The following is a 13582-nucleotide window of genomic DNA, read 5'->3' on the forward strand; positions in this document are numbered from 1 at the left end:
AACAACCGGGCGATGATCCCTGCCGTTACTTACGATCTGCTCTATGATGCCGTGCAGACGGACCGCATGGTCGAGGCAGGCCTGCGATACTTCGAGCAAGGGCGTCTGACGAATTTCGAGATCGACGAGCAACTCGACATGGTCTCCGCGACGGTGCGGGGCAGCGGCAGGAATCACTATTTCACATCGATCGTCTTTGACGAGGACGAAGACTTCGGCGGCCTCCCCGCAAGCGAATGCACCTGCCCGGTCGGAATGGCCTGCAAGCACGTTGCCGCGCTGCTGTTCGCTCTGCGCGCGTCGGGACATGACGGCGTGCGGGAGCCGGAAAAGCCGCGCCTGCGGATCGAGGCGGTAGCTGAGACGCGCTCGCGTATCGCCGGCGCCCTGGCCGAATGGCTGGACGGTGCCGCCATCGATGGACTGGCCTCGCGAATCGAGCACGAGGACCTGTGCTTCACGCTCGAACCGGTGCGCCTCTTCAAGCAGGGCAAGCGCCCGTCCAAGGGCATGCCCGCGCCGGTAGTGCCGGAACGATACGCCTTGCAGGTCCGCGCCTGGCGCCGCTGGAACCACGAAGCGAGTTGGCGGGTCACTCATCCATGGGAGTTTCAGCAGTCTCGCGGTCACTTGGCTCCCGATGCCACGCGGCTACTGTCACGGATGACCCATGTGGCAGGCGGTGACTTCACGGCAAACCGCAGCCCGAACGGTCCTCACGGCTGGAGTTGGCTATGGGAGGCGGGCGCCGGAGGCATGTTGCGATGGAAATCGCCCGATGGTCCGACGGTGACAGTCAAGCCGCAGCGCTTCACCGGGAGGCTTCATTGGGAAACGCTGGACGATGGACGGCAGATCGTCGGTCTCGACGCCGCAGGCGGCGCCCCCGGCAGCTTCATGCTCTTCGCCGGCGACCCGCCCCTGCATTTCGATATCGAAAGCAGTGAACTCAAACTCATCGATGCCTCTCCTTCGCCGGCCCTCACCGGACGCCTGCTGGCAATGCCTCCCGTCGCTCCCCATGAAATACCGGAGCTTGCGGACCGCTGGCCGCAGATCGCCCATGGAGCCCTGCCCGCGCCGGAAATCCCCGAATCTGCATCCATTTCGGGGACCGTGCCGCGCCCGGTGCTGCGCTTTCTCATCGATAAGCTGAAGGTACAAGACTACGATTGGGGCTGGCGCGCGCGCTCACGCACGGAGCAAGTGGAAGTCGCCCGACTGGAATTCGATTACGAGGGGCACCGCGTCGGTGCACAGGACCGTGCCCGCGAAGTCATTGCCAACGGACCCAACGGCATTGTCCGCCTCGTGCGCGACATCACGGCCGAACAATCCGCCGCAGACCGGCTTTCGCTGGGTTTGCTCGCCCCGCTCGCCTTGTCCGATCAATTCGAGACAAAACCGCAGCAAGGCTGGGACCATGGGTTTCCCGACGACGATGGTGGGCATACCCTGGGCTTTCCCGAGTTCCTTGCCAACGAAATGCAGGCCCTTCGCGATGAAGGCTGGTTGATCGAATTCGGGCCCAAATGGTCCTATCAAATGCTGGAACCGGACGAGGCGGCGGGCACGGCACCGGGCATCGAGATCACGCAGCAAACGGATCCGGATACGAAACCCGGGTCGATCGACTGGTTCGACGTGGAACTCGCGGCACGGCTCGAAGACGGGCAGCGGATCGACGTCCTGCCCGCCCTTCGCCGCCTCCTGGCGTCGGGCGGCAGCGACATTCTCGAACGCGGCGATGAATACCGCATTCCGCTGGCGCTGGGCGGCGGCCGGTTCACGGCCCTGAAACTGGGTACGCTCCGCCCGCTGATCGAGACCATCCTGCGCATGGCGCTTGCCGATCACGGCGCATCTACACTCAGGCTCGACCGCCATGACTTCGGCATGGTCCATGAGCTCGCCGGCTCCGGCGCGCCATGGGCCACGGACGAGCGCCTTCGCGTCCTGGCAGCCAGGCTCAATGCACCGGAAGAAAGCGACTTCGCTGCGCCTGCCGGCCTGAATGCGCGATTGCGGGCCTACCAGGCGACTGGGTGCGGATGGCTCTCTGCACTCCATGAAGCGGGAATGGGCGGAATTCTTGCCGATGACATGGGTCTGGGCAAGACGCTCCAGGCCATTTCGCACATGCTCGCGATCCGCGGCGATTGCGCGAAGGCTTCCGCGCCGATCCTCGTGGTCGCTCCGACTTCGGTCCTGCCGAACTGGCAGGCGGAAATCGAACGCTTCGCCCCTTCCCTGACCTGCCTGCTATGGCACGGCAGCGGACGACACGATCTGCGCGAGGACGGCCTGTCGGGCGCCGAACTGATCCTCACCAGCTATGCCCTGCTCGCGAGGGATAGCGAATTGATCGGCCTTCAAGGATATGCCCTCGTCGTGCTGGACGAAGCCCACGTCCTGAAGAACCCCAAAACCGCGGGATACCGGGCGGCTGCGACCCTCAGGGCCGACCAGGTGATCGCGCTGACCGGCACCCCGGTCGAGAATAGGCTGACCGACCTCTGGTCGCTTGCCAGCCTGACGAATCCCGGCCTGCTCGGCTCCTACGAGGGTTTTCGCAAGACCTTTCGCACGCCGATCGAGAAACAGGGCGATGCGGCGGCCCGTTCCGCCTTGGCGCGGCGACTGCGCCCCTTCATGCTGCGCCGTACCAAGGACGCGGTCGCGCGAGACCTGCCCGCAAAGACGATCGTCCCCGAACGGATCGAACTCGCCGCGCAGCAGCTGCGGCTCTACGAAAGCCAGCGCCTGTTGATGCACAAGCGCGTGCGCGAGGAGATAGACCGGGTCGGGTTGATGCGCTCGCAGATCATCGTGCTCGATGCCATGCTCAAGCTCCGTCAGATCTGCTGCGATCCGGCGCTTCTGCCGGGCGGGCTCGGGGCAGGCACCGCCTCGGCGAAACGCGATCGCTTGCGGGAAATGGTACCGGAACTGGTCGAGGAGGGTCGCAGGATCATCATCTTCAGCCAGTTCACGACGATGCTCGACCTTCTGGCAGGCGATCTCGATCTCCTCGGCCTCTCCTACGAACAGCTCCGCGGCTCTACCCGGGACCGGGCTCGCCCGATTCGCCGCTTCCAGGACGGCGAAGTTCCCATCATTCTCGTCAGCCTCAAGGCGGGCGGCGCCGGCGTCAACCTGACGGCTGCCGACACTGTCATCCTTTTCGACCCCTGGTGGAACCCGGCGGTCGAGGCCCAGGCGATCGACCGCGCGCACCGGATCGGCCAGTCCAGGCCGGTATTCGTGTACCGACTCATCGCCACCGGCACGATCGAGGAGAAAATCCTCGCATTGCAGGAACGAAAGCAGGGCCTTGCGGATATGCTCTGGGACGAGAACGCAAAAGCGGGCCCGACCGGCCTGTCGGACGCGGACATCGATTTCCTGCTCGGCTAGCTGCGCCGCGATCGACACCGGTGGGCGACACACTTCGTTCGAACCGAAAATCATCGAATAGCGGGAGCTGCAGCGCGACGCGGCTAGCGGTACTTCACCTCACGTAATGTCCCTGCTCCATCAGGACGAGCTAGCTCTGGATAAAGACGAGCTAGGTCTGGAACAGCGTAAGCAGCACCGACGGCGCCTGATTGGCAATCGCCAGCGCTCTCACGGCCAGTTGCTCGCGCACCTGAAGGGCCTCACGCTTGGCGGCTTCGCTGGCCATGTCCGCATCCACCAGGTGGCCGAGCGCTTCGGTCATCACATCGGCGCGGGACAGGCCGGCGGCCTTCGTTCCGGCGATGTTGCGGGAATGGGCGCCGAAATAGCTGAGGGCCGACAGCACCTTTTTATTTGCACTGGAAATGACCTCGGCGACGGCTTCGGGGTGCGTCCAGTCAAGCGTTGTCAGCCCGAGGCCGCCAGGGCTCAGGTCGCGCGAATAGATGCGGGTAGTGCCGCCCTTCAGGTCATCCCTGAAATCGTAGGGCGTTGTCGCGTAGGCGGGCGTGTAGAGCGCCTGCACCCGGGTAGAGGCATCGGCGGCCGTGTAAGGCGTGGCACCGATTTCGCGCATCGATACCGCGCCGATCGCCCAGGCGCTGGCCGGATCGTAAGTCGATCCGTTGACCGAGATCGTCAGGGGGCCAAGTGCCGGATCGTAGTCGAAGCTCAGGACATTGAGGCCCGATACGGGCACGCCCGCGTCCACCGGGGCGCCGCCGCTTGCATAGGCCTGTCCGGTAGCGGCGATGCGCACGCCGTTTTGCCAGATTTCCATGGTGTCGGGCAGATCGTAGGCGTCGAATGTCAGGTCGACATGAGCTGGATCCGGCCCTGCGTCGACCTCGTAATTGGCCTGAACGCCGATGGGCAAGGCCCGCTCGCCCAGCGGATCGTCGCGCAAGGCCGAGACTTCCTCAGGATTCAGCGGGCCGCTGGCGTTCCCGGTCACGGCATGGGTTTCGTGGATGATCTGACTGTCCCATCGCTCGCTGGGCGCGGGAACGGGCTCGACCGGGTCCTGCAATTGCAAGCCTTCGATGCCGGCACCGCGGCTGCCGCCGAGAATCCGGATCTCGATCTCCTGTCCGTTCCCCGAGATGGGGACGAGGCCGGTTACGGGATCGGGGTCGGGAGCGGGTGCGGGATCGTAGTCGAAGCTGAGGACGAATGGCCCCGCCTCGGCGCTTGACGGACCGACCGGCGCGCCATCAACGGCATAAGCCTGACCGGAGGCGGCCACGCGCACGCCGCCTTGCCAGATCTCGACTTGCGCCGATCCGTAGGAATCCGCGAAATTGGTGACGCCGGTGTCTATCAGCAGGTTGACCCGCCCCGCCGTGGTGCCGCCGTCGACGGTATAGGTATGGGCCGCATTGTCAGCGATGTAGCGGACATCGGGTCCGTAGATGCTGCCGGCCGGATTGATGAGATCGGTGAAACTCTGCGGTGTCAGCGCCGAATCCGGGAGCGAGAGCCGCCGAGTGCCGGACAGGACGGATTCCAGACTGTCCTCCGGCATGGCGGCGCCGTTGTGGTTGTAATCCAGCCAGGCGAGCAGCTTGTTCGGGTTCACTGTCGAACTGGGCAGGCCGTAATAGGTCTGAGAGGTGGTGCGCGTCGCCGGTTTGCCCTTCAGCAGGTTGACGCCCGCGAACTCCGAGGAATCGACCGTGGAGCCGATCTGCGCGATCAGGCCTTCCATGTCAGCGCGGATGGCTTTTGCGCTAACCGGGTCGTTGGCCGCCCCGATCAGCAGGAGCGACTTTTCCTGAAGCATATTCATCAGGTCGCTCACCGTCTCACTGCCGGAAATGGCAACATCGGTGATCGAACTCCAGCGGCTCAGGGTATCGCCGAGAGACTTTTGCAGGAGCAGATCGCCACGAATGTTCTGGGCGCGAACGAACGAAGCGCTGTCGTCTTTGGTGCTTTTCACGCGCAGCCCCGTTGCCACGCGCGATTGCCGGACTTCAAGATCGGATCGAATGGATTCCAGAACGCGAAGCGCTGCCAAAGCACTCGCATTCGTTTTTATTGAAGACATGTCGCACACTCTTTCGCTCATCTGTTTTATTATTAGAACGGCGGACCACACTTTCAATAAAAGTACTGATTTTATTATAAAAACTAGTCCATTAGCGACACGATGCAGTTGTCGCAATTTAACCTGCTAAGCATGCGGTTGCGCGGTGATGCTATCCGGGATTTTCCCGGAGAAATGCGGAAAAGGCGGTTTGAAATCCGCAGAAAACAGCCATTCACGGCCATTTATGGGCACGTTTGAAACGCGCACTGGGCCGGATAGGGCCCCGGAAAAGGGGAGCGCGAGGAGCACGCGGGATAAAGCCCGGATGCTGGGGCAAGCCAAACCGGTCGTCCGGAAGCAGTCCCGCAATCGCGCCTCAGTTCCGGCGTATCGGGTTTTGAAATGAGGGCAGGTCATCGACAGACTTATTTTTAAGGTCGGCGCAGCGACATCATTGCCCGGCGCGCCTTGTCTCTGACGGGATTTGTCATCGGCGGATCTCACTAAATGCGCGAGCGCCACTCTTCCCAAGACATGTCGCGTCATTTGATCTCAGCCAACCGCAGTTCCCGTACGCCGTGTTTGGTCGCTGCAAATTTTCGGCATGTTCCGTAATTATCAACGTTTTCCCGTCTACATAGAAGTTAACACCCCATTCGGCACGTCGATACGAACGCCTGTGGTCGTGAACAAGAGGCGCCTTCCCGTCTCGCCCGGCGCCTTTCCGGCATCGGGGTGATTCCCTACATGATGACAGGACAGAATATCGATGTTGAAGCGCCTCACGGCCGGCGGGACGATCCTGATGATCGCGCTGGAAATCCCGTCGCCTTCTTATGCCCAGACCGCGTCGCAGATCACCCCGCCCAGCTTCGCACCGCCGCCGCCGCAAGTCGATGCACCCATCGTCATTCCCCAGGGGCTCGGCGCGCAGGCGCCTGCGGGGGCCGAGGCGATCGAAGTCCATCTGGGCGATGTCATCGTGGAAGGGGCGGCAGTCGATCCGCGCGCGCTGGGAGAGCTTCGCGAGACGCTCGTCGGACACCCGGTCAAGCTGACCGACGTTTTTGCCGCTGCACGCGCACTGGAGGCGGACTTCGCCCGCCACGGCCATCTGCTGACGCGCGTCACCGTACCGGCGCAGAGCCTCGATAAAGGCGCAACGCTCAGGCTGGTGGTGGTGCAGGGCTTCATCGAACGGGTCGACGTGACCGGCCTGCCCCGGCAGGTGCAGCGGCGCGTCGCGGCGACCCTGGCCTCGCTCCAGGGCAGCACCGACATGACCCAGGCCGATCTCGAGCGCCGCCTGCTGCTCGCGGCGGACGTACCCGGCGTGGCGCTGCGCTCCACGCTCGCTGCGGGCGAAAAGCCGGGCGGCACCGTGCTGGTGGTGGAAGGCAGCTACCGGCCGATCGGCGTCTTGCTATCGGTGGACAACAGCCTGCCGAGCGCGCTCGACGGCGAGAACTACGCTATCGGCGTAACCCTCAACGGCGTACTGGGCGCGGGCGAGACGGTCTACTTCCGCGCCGCCGGTATTCCCAACGTCACCCACGACAACAGCTTCCTCGATCCCGCGCCGCGCAACCGGATGCTGGCGGCCGGCGCCATCGTGCCGATCGGCCATGACGGGCTGCGCCTCAATGTCGAGGGCACCGATGCCCGCACGGCCCCGCGCCATGCCGATACCGCACCCGGCTTCGGCACGCATTTCAAGCGCCTTTCGACGCGCCTCAGCTATCCTTTCATCCGCAGCCGCGCCATCAACGTGGTCGGCGAAGTGTCGTTCGACGTGCAGGACGAGAAAGTCCGGATCATCGATCCGCTGACACTGCCGATCTCGCTCGATCGCCTGCGCGTCCTGCGCAGCGCCGTGGACGGCCGCGCGGCCTTGCCCGGCAACGGCTCGGTCCGCCTGCGAGCGGAAATCTCGGCCGGTATCGACGCGCTGGGCGCCCGCTCGGCGGCGGATGCCACGCCGGTCCAGCCGCTGTCCCGCGCAGGTACGGATGCCGACTTCCAGAAGCTGACGGTCGATGCCGGGATCGAGCAGCCGCTGGCCCGCCATCTCGCGCTCTCCGCCAACGGTCATGCCCAGACTGCGTTCGGGCAGGTCATGGCCAATGCCGAGCAGATCGGCATCGCCAGCGCCGACGGCCTTTCCCCGCTCTATTCCGGCACCTTGCAGGGCGACAGCGGCTATCTGGTGCGCGGCGAGATCCAGGCGCCGTTCGATCTGCGCACGAGCGGGTTGTTCGCGCGCCTCGCTCCTTACGGCTTCGCCGCCCATGGCCAGGTCCATCTGGAGCAGCCGACAGTGGTGGAGCGCCGCAACACCGGCGCCACCGCCTACGGTCTCGGCCTGAGGCTGAACGGCCAGGCCTCCGGCAGTAGCGCTGGCCTCTCCGCTTCGCTCGAATACGGCCGCGCCAAAATCGAAGGAATCCGCAGCGAAACCGACCGCGTCTCCTTCAGCATCCTGACCCAGTTCTGAGGACACCGGAACCATGACCCGCACTTTCGCGCTCGCCCTGCTTGCATCCACCGCCCTGCTGCCGATCGCGGCGCAGGCCCAGCAGCTTCCGAGCGGCGGCCAGGTCGCCGCCGGTAGCGCCACGATCGGTTCCGCCTCGGGCGGTGCCATGACCATCACCCAGGGCAGCGACCGCGCCGTCATCAACTGGCACGACTTCTCGGTCGGCGCGGGCGGAAAGGTCGACATTCTCCAGCCCAATGCCGGTTCGGCCCTGCTCAACCGCGTCACGGGCACCGCCACCTCGACGATCGCCGGCCAGATCAACGCGAACGGCCAGGTCTTCCTCGTCAATCCCAACGGCATCCTGATAACGCCCACCGGCTCGGTGAAGGCGGCAGGCTTCGTCGCCTCGACGCTCGACCTTGCCGACAGTGCGTTCATGAACGGCGAGATCACCGTCTCCGGCCGCGGCGGATCGGTCGTCAACCAGGGGACCATCTCGATCGTCAAGGGCGGCTTCGCCGCGCTGATCGGCGGCAAAGTGGACAACAGCGGCCTCATCCTCGCGCCTCTGGGCAAAGTGGCGCTGGGCGCGGGCACCCGCGCAACGCTCGACCTTGAGGGCGACGGCTTCCTCCAGGTGGCACTGCCCGCCAGCGACAGCGGTGTCGCCATGTCCGGGCGGATCGTCGCCGACGGCGGCGCGGTGGTCATCAGTGCGGCCCAGGCCGTCGATGCCGCGCGCTCCACGGTGAACCTTTCGGGTGTGGTGGAGGCCAGGGGCTTCGAGAGCAAGGGCGGCACCGTGGTGCTGACCGGCGACGCGATCCAGCTTACCGGCGCCAGCATCGATGTGTCGGGCACGAGCGGCGGCGGCACCGTTCTCATCGGCGGCGAGAAGCAGGGCAAGGGCACGCTCGCCCATGCCCAGACGCTGACCGTCGATGCGGCCAGCGGCATCAAGGCCGATGCGACCGGCGCCGGAAACGGCGGCGAGATCGTGCTGTGGTCGGACCAGCGCACCGATTTCGCAGGCAAGATTTCCGCGCGCGGCGCAGGCACCGGAAATGGCGGCAATGCAGAGGTTTCCTCGGCGGAGCTGCTGAAATACGCCGGTCTGGCGGACCTGCGCGGCAGCCGTTTCGGCACCCTGCTGCTCGATCCGTCGAACTTCGTCATTTCGAACGATGCCGGAAGCGTTATGACTCCTGCGGACCTGCAAGAGCAGCTGAGCTACGGCGATCTTACCCTCGGTTCGAGTGGCGACATCACCGTAGAAGCGCCGCTGACCTGGTCGAACAGCACGTTGACGATTTGGGCGGACAACGCCATCGCCATCAATGCCCCGATTACGATCGGCGGCTCCGGCGGCCTGAAACTGAACGCCGCTTCGACCACCGTGGGCGGATTCAGCCTGCTGAACCTGACCTTCGGTAACGGCGCAGGCGTCAGCTACACAGCCGCTCCCAACAGCGGACAGAGCCTGTCAATCAACGGCAATCCCTATACCCTCCTCTATTCGATGAGCGATCTGGCCGGGTTGAACAACGCAACCGGCTACTACGCGCTAGCCATGAGCCTGACGGCTTCCAGCACCTACACTACGGCGCTTATTCCAAACTTTGGCGGCACACTGGAAGGACTGGGTAACACCATTTCCAACTTGCGGATTGCCGGTGCGAATTCGAATGCTGGCCTGATCGGCGCAATCCTCCAGACCGGCACCGTCCGCGACATCGGCCTGACCGGACTGTCGCTGAATGCCTCGGGCGGATACGCTGGCGGGCTCGCTTCCTTCAATTCGGGTGTCGTCACCAACGCCTTCGTCAACGGCTCCATCAACATCGGTGCCAACAACGCCGGCGGCCTGGTGGGTTACAACAACGCCGGCCTCGTCACCAACGTCTATTCGGCGGGTTCCGTAAAGGCCAATGGCAATGTCGGCGGCATTGTGGGCTGGGCACAGGGTGGTCTTGTCAGCAACGCCTATTCAACCGCTGCCCTGACCGGCAACAGCGCGGTCGGCGGCATCGTCGGCACCAATAACGGCAGCATCGTAAGTACTTACGCGACGGGAACGATCAACGGTACTTCTGGCATCGGCGGCGGTCTGGTCGGCAGCAATGGCGGCAGCGTCCAGTCGAGCTACTGGGACATCGGTACCACCGGCCGGTCCACCAGCCCCGGCGGCGGCACGGGCCTCACCACCGCGCAGCTCCAGTCGGGCAGCGCCACGGGCCTCGGCTCCGCCTTCGCGGGCGGCGCGAACGGTCTCTATCCCTATCTCGCCAGCTTCTTCCCAAGCGGCGTGCAGGTGATTTCCGGCACCGCCTATACGAACAGCGGTGCGGGCGCCGCCAATGCCATCGTCAACCTCTACAGCGGCGGCTCGCTGCTGGCGGGCGGCACGCTCTCGACCGCGGCGAACGGCTATTACTACACGATCCTGCCCGTCGGCACGCTCGTCGACGGCAGCAGCATCGGCCAGACCCTGACGCTCAGCGGCGCCTCGGCAATCAGCGGTGTCGATTACCGGGACGGCCTCGCGCTTGACGGCCAGGGCAATCTCGACAGCCTCTCGATCCGCTCCGGTCTGATGAACCTGACCACCAGCCGGACCCTGATCTCCGATCTGGTGGCAGGGGTGCAAGCCACCATGGGCCCCCTCGCCTCGCTCGATCCGGACATGTCCACGACGATCAACGCGACGGGGCGTTTCGCCTTCGACGTCGGCTTCGCCGGCCCCTCCGGCACGAACGATCTCACGGTGAACACGGGCGGGGATCTCGAACTCCAGGCCAACACCAGCCTGACCGGCCGCAACATCACGCTGAACGCAGGCGGCAACTTCATCAATCTCGCCGGAGCCTCGGCCCTGAACGCCAGCAGCCGCTGGCTGGTTTACCTGCCCGATGCGCTGGGCAACACGTACGGCGGTCTCGACAGCCAGAACACCGCGATCTGGGCGACGGAACGCGGCACCAACGTTTCGGCGAGCGGCAATCGCTACGTCTTTGACGAAATCGCAGGCACTCTGGTGTTCACGCCCGCCAGCACGACCAAGATCTATGGCGATACCTTCGCGAACTTCAACGGCACCGTAAGCGGCCTGCGCCAGGGCGTCAGCGGCGCCTATCAGGGCGATGGAGGAATCAACTGGACCGGCAGCCCGGTGTTCAACAGCAGCGGTCTGGCCGCTACCGCCGGTGTCGGTACTTATGCGATCACCCTCTCGGGCCTGACCGGGATCAACGGCTATAGCGTGGATACCTCGGCCACCGGCACGCTCAGCGTTCTGCCCCGTCTCCTCACGATTGCCGTCGATCCGCTTTCGCGCCTTTACGGCAATGCCAACCCGACCCTCACCTATACCGTCGGCGGGCTGGTCAACGGCGACACCCTGAGCGGCGCACTCGCCACCAGCGCGACAACCACCAGCAATGTCGGCAGCTATGCCATCTCGCAGGGTTCGCTGTCCGCAGGATTGAACTACGTCCTGGCCTTCAGCGGTGCCGACCTCACCGTCACTCCGCGCAGCCTTACCGTCACCGCAGATGCGATCTCGCGTCTCTACGGCAATGCCAATCCGGCGCTGACCTATACGCTCGGCGGCGACGGCCTCGCGGGCAGTGATACCCTCAGCGGCGCACTCGCCACCGCTGCAGGCGCCACCAGCAATGTCGGCAACTATGCCATCAGCCAGGGCACCCTCTCCGCAGGCGGGAACTACACCATTGCCTATAACGGCGCCGACCTCACCGTCACTCCGCGCAGCCTCACCGTCACCGCAGATGCACTCTCGCGTCTCTACGGCAATGCCAATCCGGCGCTGACCTATACGCTCGGCGGCGACGGCCTCGCGGGCAGTGATACCCTCAGCGGCGCACTCGCCACCGCTGCAGGCGCCACCAGCAATGTCGGCAGCTATGCCATCAACCCGGGCACCCTCTCCGCAGGCGGCAATTATGCGCTGTCCTTCACCGGCGCCAACCTCACCGTCACTCCGCGGAGCCTCACCGTCACGGCCGATGCGCTCTCGCGTCTCTACGGCAATGCCAATCCGGCGCTGACCTACACGCTCGGCGGTGACGGCCTCGCGGGCAGCGACACCCTGAGCGGCGCGCTTGCCACCAGCGCGACAACCACCAGCAATGTCGGCAGCTATGCCATCAACCAGGGCACCCTCTCCGCAGGCGGAAACTATGCGCTGACCTTCACCGGCGCCGACCTCACCGTCACCCCGCGCAGCCTCACCGTCACCGCAGATGCCCGCTCGCGCCTCTACGGCAATGCCAATCCGGCGCTGACCTACACGCTCGGCGGCGACGGCCTCGTGGGCAGTGATACCCTCAGCGGTGCGCTTTCCACCGGAGCGAGCGGCACCAGCAATGTTGGCAGCTATGCCATCAACCAGGGCACCCTCTCCGCAGGCGGAAACTATGCGCTGTCCTTCAGCGGTGCCGACCTCACCGTCACCCCGCGCAGCCTTACCGTCACCGCAGACGCGATCTCGCGACTCTATGGCAATGCCAATCCGGCACTGACCTACACGCTCGGCGGCGACGGCCTCGTGGGCAGTGATACCCTCAGCGGCGCACTCGCCACCGCTGCAGGCGCCACCAGCAATGTCGGCAGCTATGCCATCAACCCGGGCACCCTCTCCGCAGGCGGCAATTATGCGCTGTCCTTCACCGGCGCCAACCTCACCGTCACTCCGCGGAGCCTCACCGTCACGGCCGATGCGCTCTCGCGTCTCTACGGCAATGCCAATCCGGCGCTGACCTACACGCTCGGCGGTGACGGCCTCGCGGGCAGCGACACCCTCAGCGGCGCACTCGCCACCAGCGCGGATGCCACCAGCAACGTCGGCAGCTATGCCATCTCGCAGGGTTCGCTGTCCGCAGGCTCGAACTACATCCTGGCCTTCAGCGGTGCCGATCTTACCCTCACTCCGCGCAGCCTCACCGTCACCGCAGATGCAATCTCGCGTCTCTACGGCAATGCCAATCCGGCGCTGACTTACGCCCTCCGCGGTGATGGTCTCGTCAATGGCGACAGCCTGGGAGGTGCTTTGGCCACCGATGCGACCGGAACCAGCAATGTCGGAAAGTACGCAATCGATCAGGGTTCGCTCTCGGCCGGCAGCAACTACACGCTCGCCTTTACCGGCGCCGACCTCACGGTCACCCCGCGCGGCCTCACCGTCACCGCCGATGCGCTCTCGCGCCTGTACGGCAACGCCAACCCGGCACTGACCTACACCCTCGGCGGTGATGGTCTCGTCAATGGCGACAGCCTGAGCGGTATTCTGGCCACCGGCGCGACCGGAACCAGCAATGTCGGAAAGTACGCCATCGATCAGGGTTCGCTCTCGGCCGGTGGCAACTACACGCTCGCCTTTACCGGCGCCGACCTCACGGTAACGCCGCGCAGTCTCACCGTCACCGCCGACGCGCTTTCGCGCCTGTACGGTAATGCCAACCCGGCGCTGACTTACGCCCTCGGCGGTGATGGTCTCGTCAATGGCGACAGCCTGAGCGGGGCTCTGGCCACCGACGCTACCGGAACCAGCAATGTCGGAAAGTACGCCATCGATCAGGGTTCGCTCTCGGCCG

The 13582-nt window shown here is 65.0% G+C and carries 4 protein-coding genes; 3 read left to right on the forward strand and 1 reads right to left on the reverse strand.

What is annotated here, in order from left to right; genetic code table 11:
* The first annotated feature begins 12 nt into the window (after nt 1-12).
* Nucleotides 13-3417 carry a DEAD/DEAH box helicase gene (locus V7066_RS26210; RefSeq protein WP_334185869.1) on the forward strand — a complete coding sequence of 1135 codons (3405 nt, stop codon included), beginning with the start codon at nt 13-15 and terminating at the stop codon, nt 3415-3417.
* Nucleotides 3418-3568: 151 nt separating this feature from the next.
* Here the strand turns inward: V7066_RS26210 and V7066_RS26215 are convergent, their stop codons facing one another.
* Entirely contained in the window at nt 3569-5530 is a 1962-nt protein-coding gene (locus tag V7066_RS26215; RefSeq protein WP_334185870.1) for a flagellin N-terminal helical domain-containing protein, read from the reverse strand.
* A 730-nt stretch (nt 5531-6260) separates the two neighbouring features.
* Here V7066_RS26215 and V7066_RS26220 point away from each other — a divergent pair.
* Both V7066_RS26220 and V7066_RS26225 read left to right on the forward strand, forming a co-directional pair.
* The gene (locus tag V7066_RS26220; RefSeq protein ID WP_334185871.1) at nt 6261-7985 is read left to right on the forward strand and encodes a ShlB/FhaC/HecB family hemolysin secretion/activation protein; all 1725 of its coding nucleotides are present in this window, start codon (nt 6261-6263) and stop codon (nt 7983-7985) included.
* A 13-nt stretch (nt 7986-7998) separates the two neighbouring features.
* On the forward strand, nt 7999-13582 hold a 5584-nt coding region (locus V7066_RS26225), incomplete at its 3' end, for an MBG domain-containing protein (protein ID WP_334185872.1).

The organism is Novosphingobium sp. (genome assembly GCF_036820275.1).
Classification (GTDB): domain Bacteria; phylum Pseudomonadota; class Alphaproteobacteria; order Sphingomonadales; family Sphingomonadaceae; genus Novosphingobium.

What these genes read in the sequence shown, in the direction of transcription:
- V7066_RS26210 (WP_334185869.1), top strand. Translation starts at nt 13, where the DNA reads ATGATCCCTGCCGTTACTTACGATCTGCTCTATGATGCCGTGCAGACG.
- V7066_RS26220 (WP_334185871.1), top strand. Translation starts at nt 6,261, where the DNA reads ATGTTGAAGCGCCTCACGGCCGGCGGGACGATCCTGATGATCGCGCTG.
- V7066_RS26215 (WP_334185870.1), bottom strand. Translation starts at nt 5,530, where the DNA reads ATGAGCGAAAGAGTGTGCGACATGTCTTCAATAAAAACGAATGCGAGT.